The sequence below is a fragment of the Parashewanella hymeniacidonis genome (assembly GCF_016900895.1).
Lineage (GTDB): Bacteria > Pseudomonadota > Gammaproteobacteria > Enterobacterales > Shewanellaceae > Parashewanella > Parashewanella hymeniacidonis.
In genome coordinates this window covers 1-15010 of the sequence record NZ_JAFEUN010000109.1, presented here as the reverse complement: position 1 = coordinate 15010, position 15010 = coordinate 1, and the positions used below count along the sequence as shown (strand labels likewise).

Annotated in this window: 14 protein-coding genes; 9 read left to right on the top strand and 5 right to left on the bottom strand. The window is 38.9% G+C overall.

From position 1 onward, the window contains the following. Positions 1-294: 294 nt before the first annotated feature. Positions 295-1005, bottom strand: a complete 711-nt coding sequence (locus JQC92_RS17780) for a DUF3581 domain-containing protein (protein ID WP_205000897.1) — start codon at positions 1003-1005, stop codon at positions 295-297. 301 nt (positions 1006-1306) lie between these two features. Here JQC92_RS17780 and JQC92_RS17775 point away from each other — a divergent pair, with 301 nt between their 5' ends. From JQC92_RS17775 to JQC92_RS17740, 8 genes are all read left to right on the top strand, one after another. Beyond that, positions 1307-2470, top strand: coding sequence for a porin (locus tag JQC92_RS17775; protein ID WP_205000896.1), 1164 nt, complete (start codon positions 1307-1309; stop codon positions 2468-2470). A 64-nt stretch (positions 2471-2534) separates the two neighbouring features. Beyond that, a complete protein-coding gene (locus JQC92_RS17770; RefSeq protein WP_205000895.1) occupies positions 2535-3038 on the top strand; it encodes an FMN-binding protein in 504 nt (167 codons plus the stop codon). Positions 3039-3135: 97 nt separating this feature from the next. Continuing rightward, on the top strand, positions 3136-3912 hold the full coding sequence (locus JQC92_RS17765; protein ID WP_205000894.1) for a PepSY-associated TM helix domain-containing protein: 777 nt from the start codon (positions 3136-3138) through the stop codon (positions 3910-3912). A 91-nt stretch (positions 3913-4003) separates the two neighbouring features. After that, positions 4004-4621: a hypothetical protein gene (locus tag JQC92_RS17760; protein WP_205000893.1), complete on the top strand. Its 618-nt coding sequence runs from the start codon at positions 4004-4006 to the stop codon at positions 4619-4621. Positions 4622-4848: 227 nt separating this feature from the next. Continuing rightward, entirely contained in the window at positions 4849-6009 is a 1161-nt protein-coding gene (nirK, locus tag JQC92_RS17755; protein WP_205000892.1) for a copper-containing nitrite reductase, read from the top strand. A 232-nt stretch (positions 6010-6241) separates the two neighbouring features. Then, on the top strand, positions 6242-7108 hold the full coding sequence (locus JQC92_RS17750; RefSeq protein ID WP_205000891.1) for a hypothetical protein: 867 nt from the start codon (positions 6242-6244) through the stop codon (positions 7106-7108). Positions 7109-7118: 10 nt separating this feature from the next. Beyond that, positions 7119-7754 (top strand): SCO family protein, encoded by a 636-nt coding sequence (locus JQC92_RS17745; RefSeq protein ID WP_205000890.1) that lies wholly within the window; start codon positions 7119-7121, stop codon positions 7752-7754. A 5-nt stretch (positions 7755-7759) separates the two neighbouring features. Beyond that, positions 7760-8215 (top strand): copper chaperone PCu(A)C, encoded by a 456-nt coding sequence (locus tag JQC92_RS17740; protein WP_205000889.1) that lies wholly within the window; start codon positions 7760-7762, stop codon positions 8213-8215. 139 nt (positions 8216-8354) lie between these two features. Here JQC92_RS17740 and JQC92_RS17735 read toward each other — a convergent pair whose 3' ends face one another. The 4 genes from JQC92_RS17735 to JQC92_RS17720 form a co-directional block, all read right to left on the bottom strand. Continuing rightward, positions 8355-10994 carry a hypothetical protein gene (locus JQC92_RS17735; protein ID WP_205000888.1) on the bottom strand — a complete coding sequence of 880 codons (2640 nt, stop codon included), beginning with the start codon at positions 10992-10994 and terminating at the stop codon, positions 8355-8357. 318 nt (positions 10995-11312) lie between these two features. Beyond that, a complete protein-coding gene (gene secF, locus JQC92_RS17730) occupies positions 11313-12221 on the bottom strand; it encodes a protein translocase subunit SecF (RefSeq protein ID WP_205000887.1) in 909 nt (302 codons plus the stop codon). Between the two features lie 2 nt (positions 12222-12223). Further along, the gene (gene secD, locus JQC92_RS17725; RefSeq protein ID WP_205000886.1) at positions 12224-14035 is read right to left on the bottom strand and encodes a protein translocase subunit SecD; all 1812 of its coding nucleotides are present in this window, start codon (positions 14033-14035) and stop codon (positions 12224-12226) included. A 101-nt stretch (positions 14036-14136) separates the two neighbouring features. Further along, the gene (locus JQC92_RS17720; protein WP_205000885.1) at positions 14137-14559 is read right to left on the bottom strand and encodes a hypothetical protein; all 423 of its coding nucleotides are present in this window, start codon (positions 14557-14559) and stop codon (positions 14137-14139) included. Positions 14560-14862: 303 nt separating this feature from the next. On the opposite strand from JQC92_RS17720, the gene JQC92_RS23270 reads away from it, so the two are divergent. After that, a partial coding sequence (locus JQC92_RS23270; protein WP_205000898.1) for a transposase occupies positions 14863-15010 on the top strand: 148 nt, incomplete at its 3' end.

Here is a 15010-nt window from a genome sequence, read left to right as displayed (position 1 = left end):
TGTTTTGTAGTGAAATTGATGCAAAATCTAAGAAATCTTGCTTTTGGGGTACGGCTCTGAATTTTGCGTAAATCAGATGCCGTACATTTTAACTCTTGAAATGGATTTTTTCAGAACCGACTAGATATGAGCGACCAAAATGCTCGTTGGGATGTTTCTACTGGTCGTCGGTATAATACGGCTAGAAATGCTGACTGTAGTTTCAATGAATAGTTTTAACTTACTTTTATCAAGTAAGACCGATACACAATTAAATGTTGAATATGTATCGGTCAGTTGCGCTAAAGCAAAGTTTTACGAAGCCTGCTTATATTGTAATTGTCGTTGTTCATACAAATCACACATACTCTGAACGCCTTCAGCTTCGTATGGGCGAAGACCACTCATAACAAGTGATTTTGTACCTGTACCAACCATATGGCCGTGACTCATCAATTCAAAGTTCAACGTAACATCACCACGTTTCCCTTGAACTTCAAGCTCAGTCTTAACCAGCTTGAGCTCAATATCATCAAAATCGAAACTTGATAATTCAAAAGCCATGCTCTCATAAATAACTAATGGGCGTGCAGGATTAATCATCACTTGGTGCTCTTTCATCATTGGAACAAGCACATGCATGAAGTTTAAGCCTGAGAAAGCGACATAACTGCGAATAAAAGCTTCAATTTGCTTCTGATTATCATCAATAGCACCATCACGCTTAACTGTCAGATACGTTTTATCTTTAGTATCGGTTATTGCAAATTCAGACGCAGCTTCAGGAAAATGTAGTTCTACACCATCACCAACCATACCTGCAAAATTAAATTCCATCGACTGGCTCAAACCGTATTGGTTTAATACCAAAGCAAACAATAAATCACCTGGAACACAAAAGCGCTTAGCATCAACGTCATGAATAGGATTGAGATCACCCGCAATATTTTTGGCAAAATCGCTGGCTTGCTGGCTTGAAACTTTGATTGTTGACCCTTGCTTTTCAAAGAAAGGTGCTAAAAACATAAGCGCTTTACTCTCTAATAGATATTTTGAAAACGAAAGCGAGCAATTGTACAGCAAAAGTTCAAATTAACTCACCCGATGACTTGTTATGACTTTCACTAACATAACAAAAAAATAATTCAGCCTTAATAGCAGTGCATTACTTGAAAAAGTTTCTCGTAAATTGAAAAACACATCTAACATTTGATATAGATCAAAAAATAATAATGAGAATGGTTTGCATTTTCTTAATCAATTGGTAAAATTCGCCGCAATTTACAAATGGAACATTCGTTTAACAACCGATAACACGGGACGCAAAATGAAAAAAACACTACTTGCAACTGCATTGCTAGGTTTATTCGCAAGCCAGACAACCGTTGCTGCAGATGATACAGCTGAACTTCGTAACATTATCAAACAGCAGCAAAAAGTACTGGCTGATCTAGAAAAACGTTTAGAAGCAACTGAAAAGCGTGTAGAAAAAACGGCTGACGCTGTTGAAGAAACTGCAAGTAGCAAGAATACAACAACTCTTGGTGGTTATGGTGAACTTCACTATAACTCAGTTGAAAATGGTGATGATAAAGTTGATTTTCACCGTTTCGTGTTATTTGTAGGTCATGAGTTTAACGATACTACTCGTTTCTTCTCTGAAGTTGAAATTGAGCACTCACTTTCTGGCGATGGAAAACCAGGTGAAGTTGAACTTGAGCAAGCATATATTGAGCATGACTTTAGCGATACTTATACAGGTAAAGCAGGTTTATTCTTAACTCCAGTTGGTATCATCAACGAAACTCATGAACCAGAAACATTTTATGGTGTTGAGCGTAATCCAATTGAAAAGAACATCATTCCAGCAACATGGTGGGAAGCGGGTCTTAACCTGAACATCAAAGCCGCTCCAGGCCTTGCGTTTGATACTGCAGTGACTTCAGGCTTGCAAGTAGCAACTGAAGGCGGAAAAGCATTCAATATCCGTAGTGGTCGTCAAAAAGTCGCAAAAGCTACGGCTAATGACTTAGCTTATACAGGCCGAGTTAAATATACGGCGATTAACGGTCTTGAACTTGCCGCTACAGTGCAATATCAAACAGATATTACTCAAGGTAAAGGCCTGGATGCTGCTGATGCAACTTTAGTAAGTGCACATGCTATCTACTCTATCCAAAATTTTACTGTGAAAGCACTTTATGCTCAGTGGGATATCGGCGGGTTCGAAGCTAAAGCGTTAGGTCGTGATGAGCAATTTGGTTATTACATTGAACCTTCATACACAATCAATGAAGAGTTTGGCGTATTCGGTCGTTACAACGTATACAACAATGCCGCTGGTGACAGCAGCAACGAAGATGCAAAACAATACAATGTCGGTGTTAACTACTGGTTAAACGAGCATGTTGTATTTAAAGCTGACTACGAAAAACAAAGTGGAAGCAAAGATGCGAAGATCTTCAACCTAGGCGTTGGTTATTCTTTCTAATTTTATTTAGTTGGTATTAAAGACATCGAATCATGTTCGATGTCTTTAATGATATGAGGCTGACATGAAAAAACTCGTTTTCTTTCTTTTTTTACTTTCAATAACCACTATTGCAATAAGTAAAGAGTATCAGTCTCCTAAAAACTTCATCCAAAAAGCCCTCCAAACTCAATCAGCTGAACGCCATGTTTACTGGTTAGACGACGAAGCAAAATCGGTTATCGAATCCATTTTAGGTCATAAGTTTAATAAACTTCGATTACGATATTGGCAAAAAAATAATGAAACGGTATGGATCTTAAATGAGATAGGCAAAGAAGCCCCAATCACCGTAGGCATCCATGTCAAAGATAATCAAATTGTCAGAACCAAAGTGCTTGTCTATCGTGAAAGTCGTGGTGATGAAGTTCGGCATAATTTTTTTACTAAGCAATTTATTGATGCAAAACTTACTGATGACAATAAGCTAGATCGTCATATCGATGGAATTACAGGTGCGACACTTTCCGTTAGAGCACTCACTAAACTATCCAGAATTGCACTTTGGTTACATAAAAAAGTGACTTAATGACTCTAAAACTACTGATGACTTTTCATTAACAGAATTCTTATATTCAGGTATATTAAGCCACTCTGACAGCTAAGAATTTACAATACGCCAATTTATGAATGCTAAACGACACCATTCAACCAAAAAAAAACACAACAAGCTTAAACAAAAAGTCGTACGCAAATTAAAAACTTGGCATCGTCGGCTTGGTGTTTGTTGTGCCCTGTTCATTATCATTATCACCGTTAGTGGTATTGCAATAAATCATAGCCAGTCACTTAATTTAGCTAAAACTCCTGTTACTCAAGGCTGGCTGTTAGATCACTACAACATTACGTCTCCCAAAAGAGTGTATACGTCCGATGAACCTGGATTTAAACTCACATTTTTAGACAATCTACTCTGGCTTAATCGAAAATTAGTGCTAAAAACTGACTCTTCAATTACTAACGTGTTTCAATACAAAAAGTTTTTTGCAGTAGTGACTTCCAAGCAACTTTATTTACTGAATCTCTCAGGTCAACTACAGGAACAACAAGACTCATCTACAGGCTTGCCTATACCGGTCAAAGATATTGGCATTGATGACAACTCAAGGCTCTGGATTCGTTCAGCACATGCTGACTATGTCGCTGATGAAGACTTAATAGATTGGAGTATCAGCCAAAGCCGACCAGCTATTGACTGGCAAAAGCCGAAAATATCATCCCATCAAAGTGATTATCAACTTGCTCGTAGCTTTCATTTAAACTGGCAGCGTGTGATTCAGGATTTACATAGTGGACGCTTATTTGGAATAGCTGGAACTTTTTTTTGGGATCTCGTAGGTGTTATTTTACTTTTTCTTTCAATTTCTGGTTTAATTATTTTCATGAAACAAAAAAAGAAATAGAAGCCTTTTTATCATCTCTGATTAAAGTCGTACCAATCAAGATTTCGTTCTGATAAGTTAGTGTCAAATTTATCGACAAGGACGTACACCAATGAGATTGGTTCTCCCCTTCTACACGGTTAAAGATGCACTAACTGAGTTAGATAACGGTGGTCACTTTTTTAATATCTTTACTGACGCCAGCGACGGTGAAATTGAACAAGCCGAGTTAGCCAAGGTAGCAGGACTCTTTAGCGACCAGCAAAAAATGTTTCTATATCTTGATATGGTGCTTTCAGAGCTTACCGAAGAAGATGCTGATACTGTGATTGGTTCATTATCTGAAAAACTTCAACAGCAATATTTACTCAAAAAGCCTCAACATTTAGCTTCAACGGTTGAAGCTCAACCAGACAAACTTGGTTCGAGTATCATAATCTCTGGCACCCCTAAATTAGTCGAATCCAAAGCCGATTTTAATGGTTTTATTATGGTTCCCATAACCTTAAATAATGTCACTACATTTTCTTTAATCCCAATTTTCGATCAGTATGATGTTTATCAAATTAGTGATAAAAGTACGGAAAAAACGTTTGTCATTGCTCATACTCAGTCACACCAAAAGCTTGAAGAAGTACCGACTACTTTTGGTGGAACCTTAAAGGAATTACAGAGAAAATCAGAACAATCACAAACGATATTTTTAGAAATCGTTTACTATTCCATTTAAACCATTTTTTTCATATGGTTATTAAGATATTCACCCTTTATAAATAATTTATTCATAAACTTTACATCCATTTGACTTTCGTCAAGTGGCTTTTTTTTTGCTCCGTCTATTCTGTCATCAACGGCATGGAACAAGCCTGTTGTATGAGGGCACCTTCGTGCACAGCTACTTCAACACAAATTATTTTGTAGCTAAGAACAAAATACAGTGATACTCGGAGCAGAAAAATGGACAACAAAGACATAAAAGTAAATACAGATCGTCGTCACTTTCTAGGCGGTTCAGTTGGTGTAGGGCTTGTAGGTGCAGGTCTAGCCGCAGGCATGGTTTCGACCTCAGCTTCAGCAGCAAGTGGAAAAAAACGTGACCGCATGGCAAATTACACGGCCGACCAACTAGAACGTGTTACTCAAGAGCTCGTTTCACCTCCATTCGTACCGAAACATGACCAAGTCGCTAAAGGCAAACCTAAAGTAGTTCAAGTCACCCTTTCAGTAGAAGAAAAACAAGTTGAGCTGGATAACGGTGTGAAAGCTTGGGTAAGTGCTTTCAACGGAAGTGTGCCTGGACCACTCATTGTTTGCCACCAGCATGATTATGTTGAGCTCACACTGAAAAACCCAAAGACAAATGCACTGGCTCACAATATTGACCTTCACGCTTCAACAGGTGCATTAGGTGGCGGTGAATTGACTCTGGTTTCCCCAGGTGAAGAAGTCACCTTCCGCTTTAAAGCAACTAAGGTTGGTACATTTGTTTATCACTGTGCTCCGGGTGGCATCATGATCCCATGGCACGTTGCGATGGGGATGGCAGGTGCCATTATGGTGCTTCCTCGTGATGGTTTGAAAGACGCTCATGGTAACCCGATTACATACGACAAAGCTTACTATGTTGGCGAGCAAGACTTCTATATTCCAACGGATAAAAACGGTAAATACAAAACGTATGACACGGTTACTGGCAGCATGTCAGATACATTGGAAGTGATGAAAACGTTGACACCATCTCATATTGTATTCAACGGCAAAGTTGGCGCACTCACAGGAAAAAATGCGATGACAGCGAAAGTGGGGGAAACGGTTATGTTCATCCACTCACAACCAAACCGTGATACTCGTCCACACATTATTGGTGGTCATGGCGATTATGTATGGCCAACGGGATCATTTAACGATGCACCACAAACTGATTTAGAAACATGGGGGATCCCGGGTGGATGTACTGGTGCTGCAATCTATACCTTCTTACAGCCTGGTTTATACGCTTATGTAAATCACAACTTAATTGAAGCCATTATGAAAGGGGCCGCAGGTCATATTAAAGTTGATGGTGAATGGGATGACAATCTGATGGTTCAACTTAAGAAGCCACATAAAATGGCATAGAGAATAATCTTGGGAGTGCAGAGCTGCATTGTACTCCTTTTTATACCCATAATACCTGAAGATGCTCGTTTTCAGCGAGAATGCACAACTTGTTAATCAAGGCGGCAGTGTGCGGCAATAGTGAGCTATTGTTAGCACTGGCAACGAAGAGTAACAAACTGTGCAACTCGCACTGCGTGGACTTCTCAGCTTCAAGTATCATGGGTATAGATTGCAACTAAAGGAGGCTAGCATGAAAGCAACAGCTCATTTCAAACAACTTTTCATCACTAGCGCTAGTATTCTGCTTTTCACCACAACCTTTCTAGCTTCTGCAGCAGATAAGCCACTTGACTACCAATTGCAAGGAAAGGTCTACCAATGGTATGGTTTTCTCGACCAATCTCGTCATGTCATTCCGGACTCGACTTCGGTTGATTTCGGCGAATACAAAAATGCAGAGCGAACAGCTGGCGCTCATCATATTTTGACGATAACGCCTGAAGTCAAAGAAAACGGTAAGCAAATTATCGAAGTTGAGCTTGAATACCTTTCTAAACCCGACTTAGGAAGGGCTATGGTGGGCCAATACGTAATTCAATCGCTCACCTTAGATCTAAAGACGAACCAAATTATAGTCAGTAAAACTGAACTCAACGAATTTGATAATTTTGAATCAAATTATCGTTCAGCCAGCCAATCTAACCTGATAAAAGCCTTTATTTATGAGTGGACTGATCACATCGACAAACTTAGTGAAGGGAAGTCTATCAGCAACGCCGCTCTATTGAAGGCTTTTGGAGTTAACACCAAATTTTCGTCCGAAGAGTCTCGTATTAGCAACGTTAAGCAATATCTCTCTGAGATAGCCAAACAAGGTTATAAACAAAGTCGTCGAGCCATCAAAAACCTCAATATACAGCCTAGCGAAGACCATCAAATTTATACGGCAAGTTTTCAATATGTTTGGAATGCATTAAATCATGATGGTGAAAACGAACTTGCTCAAATGGGACTCGAGCTCGAAGTAAAATTTGTCGATGGCAAATTAAAAATAGTCAGTTATAAGGCCAAATTCCTTCCACCCGTGACTGACCTAGGCGCTGAAATTCGCTGTTAAGGAAAGTATTATGAACAAGATAGTTAAACTCATTTTATCCATATCATTAGGGTTAAGCCTTAACTTAGTCACAGGCAGTTTTGCGTCGGCGCAAATGCCAATTTTAAAGGGAATTGGCGGTGATTTCACTCTCACTAGCTCTAAAGGCGGCGAAGTAAGTCTGACAGACTTTCGTGGCAAAGTAGTTTTGATGTTTTTTGGTTACACCAATTGCGCCGATATTTGCCCAACGACTATGGCTCACGTAAGCCAAATGATGAGAAAACTTTCCCCAAATCAACAAGCTCAAGTTCAGGTGTTGTTTGTTAGCATTGATAGCGAATACGATACCCCTAAACATTTAAATAAGTATCTCAGCTATTTTGACCCAAGTTTTATTGGCTTAGTGGACGATGAAGAAAAGGTGGCTGAAGTTGCAAAACTATACAGCGCTGAATTTTCAAAACTCGCCGATGAGCGAGTCACCACTCAATATAAAAAACTCAGTGTTGAAGACGGTAATGCGCCTAAGAAAAAAGGCTACCTGTTCTCTCATACTGCCAAGATATTCGTCATTGATGGTAAAGGACGCACAAGAGGATTTTTTTACACTGGTACGCCTCTCATAGAAATGCGTGATGAAATTGTTGGGTTACTAAAAGGATAAACAATATGAGATTAAAATATGTACTTTTTTCTTTAATCCTAGCCGCTGTAAGCGGTTCTGCATTTGCTAAAGGCTTTAAAGTTGAAGATGTATGGATAAGAGCCATGCCACCAATCAGTCGAGTAGTACCGATTTATTTAACCATTGAAAACTCTTCTCAAACCCCAATGAAACTGATGTCTATCTCTTCCAATTGGGGTCATGTTGAATTGCATAAATCTTTTATGAAGAAAGGCATGATGAGAATGGAGCAAGTTGAGTTTGTTGCTGTTCCAGCAAACGGCGTTGCGAAACTAGAGCCTGAAAGCTTTCATGGCATGATGATGGATTTTACTCATGGCGTACCAGCTAAAGGTGACAAAGTCCCCCTTAAATTACATTTTAAAAATGGAGAAACCATAAAAGTTGTCGCAAAAGTAACGATGAAAGGGCCTGCTATCGATCATAGTCACCATCATTAATCATTTTTATGAGCAGTTAAAGTTACTCAACCTTTCTAGCTGCTCACTTTCAATCTGTATTTACTGCAATGTAATTTAACCTACCTATAGAACTGGCCTCTATAGAACAAATATTGACCTTCAAAAGAATTAATAACGGTTAATCAAAACGTCTTTGCCCGGCTTCATGCACAGCCACACTTTGCAAGCCAAAATGCTCATTTTCACCTTCATATTTATTTCTACTCGTTACCTTTCCAGTTATAGAGTCGAACTCATAAAGCTTTACCATTGAGGCATCGTAATTTCTTTTAGATAACTTATCGAAACCTCGCAATCTTCTATAGGGGTAGAGAGGGCTTAACCAGCAACCTTCTCCCTGCCATTTAAATACTTCTTTTGTTTCAGGGTTCTCCATAAAGCATATTTCTACGCCATCACCCATGGTTGATACAACACCGCTTGTTGCTGTAACTCTTATATTTCTGCCTTTTTTACCTAAATAATCCACCAAATCAGTAACAAAACTATCTTTAAACTCGATCAAGCCATTGTCGGGATTAAATTCCGCTTGATCTTGCCCAACATTACAACTTACAAGTGTGATTTTCGGGCACACTTTTCCCTTGCAGCCAACAGAGATTAACCATCGCTCAATGACCTTACCGAATTCAGAACCGGTCATTCCTGCAATTTGAGGGCCATGCCCATTTATGATTAGTTTACTGTTATCAGTAAATGGCTTTTTACCAATTCTTATAGGTTCTATTCGGCCATATTTACCGCTGATATTTTTACCTAAGGTAACGAAATAGGCGCCTTTACTCTTTGACATATGAGGAAAGTTTCTTCTCAACCGCCCTTCATCATCTTGTATAAGCAAGTAAGTTAGGTTGTCATATTTTTCCACAGGTAAGTCTTGAAATTTTTGTATTTCTGTACAAATATAAGCTAGCGCTGCATAATTATTTTGTTCTACTGCGGCTTCAAATAGATACTCTGTTTTAGTAATTCCATCCACAAAACCATTCTGCTTGAGAAAGGATTGATATTTTTCTTTATCAAGAAAAAAGCTTCTATCTCCAATATCTGCCTCAGTAGCCAATTTTTGGGGCGTAGGCATAGGCGGAGGCTTTGGAAATGAATGAAGATGATGAGGCCTAGGCTCACTAACATGAGGTCCATATCTAGCATATTGATGAACCTGAGAAGGAGGAGGTTCGATGGGTTGGTGAGGAATTAGCTGAGAAGGCTTAATCAGATAGCGACCGGCTTTTTCTGAGTGCTCAAGGAACTGCCATAAATCTGAATTGTGTTTAACATCGTCCAATGGACGCTTGCCGTCATTATTTCGTTTATTTAAATCACAATAGTGTATAAGTGTTAAAGCGATGCATGTTCTTTCCTCTTTAACTGCGTGATGCAATAGCGAGTTCCCACTTTTATCAACTTTAATTAAACTGGCTTTTTTCCAGTTAACATTGGTCACCCAATTTACAATTTCCTCATTATTGTGCTTAATACCAAGTTCGATCAATTGATAACCATAGAATTCGCATAGGGTTCTTGCCACTACAGAGTCAAGCGGTATTACATTTTTAAGCAGGTTTAATAATGGCTTTTCATCCCCTTTTTGGAAATGCAAAAAAGCTAAATATGCTACTGCATTTATTGCGCCACAAAATTTATTTGGAGGAATATTAACCTTTTCATCTCTGAAAAGCCTCTGACAAAGTAAATAGTTAGCCGCAGAATTATCCCAATAGTGAGTAACGATATTATCAAGAGTCTCCCAACACTCTTTATCAACACAATATTCGATTAAGTTGGTACCATTTATCCTAATTTTGAGAATATCGACCTTTAACTCTCTCATTTCATGGACCAAGGCTCTAATTGCATATTCTCTTTCAAACTTAGTATTTTTAGGTTGTAATTTGAGGATGGTTTCAGCTGCAAATCTACTGCTTAATATCCAATTTACGACTTCGATATTTTGCATTTTTAATGCAGCAGTGAGTAACTTTCTAGAACCATATTCATTAAGGGTCTCGTACAGTTTTTCGACATTAATGGCATTTGGAAATTTTAAAAACTTTGCTATTGCTATTACGTCATTTTTCCTCATTGAGTCATAAAAACAATTTGCCACTAACTTTGGTTTGTTTTTTTGAAAAACCATAAGTTCTGCAAAATTATTGTCATCAAGAGCTCTAAAAAATCGCCTTTGCTCTACCTCATCATTCGAACTAACATCAGTTTGCCGATTTGACTGAGCGATAGTTGGTGGAAAATTGCTAACATTACGACAAGTTAAATAAAATTGATTTTCATCAGGCTCGGAATTCGGCTCTCTTAACAACGAGGGCGATGTGAATATTTGAACCTGATGATCACTTGCTCCAAACTCTTTCCCTAAAGAGCCTGAAGCCGAACGACTTCTGCCCACAATTGAGGCACGTGCTTTCTCTGTATAATTGCAACCGGCAAAAATAAGAATATCGATATTCTCACCGTTTAACTTGTCATGAAATTGCTGCTCTGAAAAAACTGAATGTTGTTGTAACTCAATAAGTTTCGCTCCAACTTCACTAAGAACCTCTTTAACAGAGGCCGAAATAGAAACGCCGTTAGTATTAACCTCTCCCCTTTTTGTAAACACAACAATAGGTATACCCCTAATGTTACAAAGCCTGATCATTGCTAAAAGCTCTTGAGTTTGCTCCTCTATTATTGGAAAAAATAAACAAAGATTGAATCTATGCCCTAATCGCAAAGCTGCATCAACTTGATCAATCAAGGGTTGAGATTGATCGGCAGAAAAGTAAGGGTTTGTAATACGTACTGAATGTCTACTATTAGGCGGTATGTTGTCTTGATGGTGATGATACTGATGATACTGATGATACTGATGATACTGATGAGACTGATGATACTGATGATCAGGCAGAGGCTGTGAGGCTGTGCTTACATTCCTATACATTACCTTCTACCTAAAGTTGAAAACGATTACTTTTATTTTTCAAATTATTAGTAAAACAGCAAGTTAATTTGGCTTAATTTAATGTTCACTAAAAAGCCGGCTTATTAACCGGCTCAATAAAAACGCTATCTCAAGTTAAGGCGTTTCTACAATGGCCTTAGCTTTGTAGTGCTCTGGTTTCAACCCCATATATTCAGGTAACGATGTTCCAACAGAAATGGAAGACCAAGTCCCGGTTAGCACGCCAATAAACATCGCTATTGAAAAGCCTTTTAATGGCTCCCCCCCCATGATCCAGAGTGCGACAATGGTCATCAATGTCGTTCCCGAAGTCACCATGGTTCTTGAGAATGTGGCACCGACCGCTTGATTATTAATATCCGTCACAGCCCCATTGGGTTTAGCCATCAGTAACTCTCTGATCCTATCTGCAATAATAATAGAGTCATTCAGTGAGTAACCTAATATTGCAAGGATGGCAGCTAACACTGTGAGGTTGAACTCCATTTGCGAAAACGCAAAAAATGCCAAGACGAAAATGACATCATGCAACAAAGCAAACAACGCTCCTGACGCCAAACGCCACTCAAATCGGAAACTCAAATACCCTAAAATACAAAGCACTGAGACAAGCAGCGCTAGTCCACCTTGGTTGGCTAACTCTTTACCGACTTGTGGCCCAACAATACTGGTATTAAGAATTTGCACATCTGAACCTAAAGGCTTAAGTACGTCTTTTAAATCAGCGCGTTTCTTTCCAGCTTGTACATCAGAATATCTCAAAACCCAACGTCCCGGTTCACTGGCTGATATTACGGTTACGTCTTGGTTATAAGCTTTATTCAACAGCGGATGCATTTGCTTAGGTGTGATGTTCTTAGCAATTTGAATCTCTGAAACAACCCCCCCCGTAAAATCGAGTCCCCAATTAAGGCCATTCGCTACAATAACCGTTATAGATAAAATCATTGCGACTACTGAAACAATACTCGTCATATAACGAAGCTTAGTAGCATTAGTTTGAATAAATTCTTTGATACTCATAATTACACCTTCACTTCACGACTTGTATTACGACCATACACGGCATTAATTATCGCCCTTGAAGCGAAAATCCCGGTATACATACTGGTTATCAAACCTAGACCTAAGGTAAGTGCAAAGCCTTGAATTGGGCCATTACCGATAGCATAAAGCACTACGGCTGTAATTAAAGTTGTAAAGTTTGCATCAAAAATAGTCGAAAAGGCACTGTCAAAACCAGTATCAATCGCACCAGCAAAACTTCGCCCTTCTTTGAGTTTGTCCCGTATTCGCTCGAATATCAGCACATTGGTGTCTACGGCCATACCCACGGTTAACACTAATCCGGCAATACCAGGAAGCGTCAATACTGCACCAGGAATAAGCGTAATTAAACCAAAGAGAATGATCATGTTACTCAATAAAGCAATATTTGCGACCCAACCTAAACGGCGATACCACAGTGCCATAAAAGTAAGCGTAACAGCCAAACCTAAGGCCAGTGCTTTGATACCATTATCAATATTTTCAGCACCTAGACTTGGACCAATAGTTCTTTCTTCGACGATAGTTACGGGAGCTGTCATTGAACCAGCTCTCAACAATAGTGCTAATTGTTGAGCTTGCTGCATGCTACCGACACCCGTAATCTCAAACCGAGAACCTAACTGACTTTGAATAGTTGCGATACTGATAATATGTGTATTTTGCTTAGAACGACCATTATCATCACGAGTATACTCACTGAAGGAAGTTGCCATTGGCTTACCGATATGTGAGCGTGAAAAATGTGACATCATGGTGCCACCAGCACTGTCTAGGGTGATATCAACTTTTGCTAACCCTAAACGACTCACAGAAGTACGAGCATCAACAATATGATCTCCACCTAATACAGGCCTACGAGCGACATAAACTGGACGCCCGTTTTGATCATTAATCACTTGTGCATTAACTGAACCGCCTTCCTTAACAGCGTAAAAAGCTAAACTTGCTGTTGCGCCTATGACTTTTTTCGCTGAAGCAGGATCTTGTATACCTGGTAACTCAATACGAATACGATGATCACCTTGGCGTTGAACTAAAGCTTCTGTAATCCCAAGTTGCTCGATACGGCTACGCATAATTTGCAAGTTTTGCTGGACAGTCATATTACGTAAATTAATGCGTTCTTTGTCTTTCAAGTACATATGTACACCACCCGGTGCACTTGCAACTTGCCACAATGGATACTCTTTAGCCATCACCTTTCTAACTGCAGTTAGCGCTTCATCTGATGTAGATTGAGCATTAATATTTTCATCATGCCCTTGGTGGAAACTCACGCCACGAACATGTTCTTTACGAAGGTTTGTTCTTAATTCATCAATTAAGGCTACACCTTGATTGTGGTAAACCACATCTACGTCGACATCAAGAAGGAACTGCACACCACCACGTAGATCCAAACCAAGTTTTATCGGCGTAAACCCCATCTTAAGTAACCACTTAGGTGCTGCAGGTGACAGTGCCAAAGTGACACCGTCAGAATCTTTGACATTCTTCATCAGTAAATCTTTGGCATCCGTTTGTTGCTTTTGATTTTGCAGCACAATAACCCGACCTTTATCGTTGTCATCTATGCGTTTTACTGGGATTTTGGCATCTTGTAGCAGTTTTTGTGTTTGCTTAATCGAAAGTTCTTGTCGGGCTTTCGAACCGAGCTGAACCGCACCATCTTCCCCATACCAAGAAGGTATCGAACTTAACAGCATGACAATGACGGACACTGCAATTAGATAATATTTCCAACGAGCAGTGACATTTAACACTCTCGCATTTCGAGTTTGTCTCATAATAAATCTCTTCAATCCTTAACAAAGAGGATCAAGCCATGCGCTGAATGCACATCACTCAATTAATAATAGTTGTTGTTTTTGAATAGGAAGAAGAAATATCAGGCTTGTTGAATTTGACGATAGATAATATTGGACTCTTTCCAAGCATTTAGCCTAGAAGGTGTGGATCCTTTTGAAAGCACCCAGTTTAAGCTTGGACTAAAAGGTACTTTATAGTTTTTATCTAGCTGCGATGACGGTGGAGCATTAATTTCAAAGGCAAGCACATAATCAGCCTGCGCCCCCTCAAAACTAAACTGAATAAGAGATAAATAACGTAAACTTATGGGCGCTGTGAACTTTAAATCATCATTGAAATGAATTTTACTTTTTACTGGTTCTGACTTTATAAAATGTAAATCGAAATGTGAGGTTTCAGATTTAAGGTGTTGAATATCTTGGCTGAAGATATGAGAAATTTTATTGATTTCATTTATCGATGAAGAAAGTGAGTTTGAGAAAAGTTGATTGATAAAAGTCAAAGACACCCAAGCACAAACGACCAATATACAAAATTGGGCAATGAGGTGCTTTACAGAAAATATAGGCTCTTTAATCAAAATAACTCGGAAACTGAGTACTTGAACACATTCTAACCATATATTTTGAAAAACAATAGTTTGTTTTTAAGGTAATTCAATTTAAGTACAGCAAGTGCTTGAGTTAGCAATATTGATAATTCATTAAAACCCTTTCATAAATATATAAAAAAATTAAGGCTCATATCAGAATCCAAACTGCTCTGGTAAACTAAATGTGTGTTTGCCATTGAGATACTTTTCGTTATGGAAATACTCAGCATAGTCGACCTGATAAGTAATCAAAAATGCTACGAAAGAGTTCGTCAACTTAGGTGGGGAAACGGCGTTACCTGTCCACACTGTCACTCCAATACTGTTAAAAAGAATGGTCATGATATTGTTCAAAGAGATT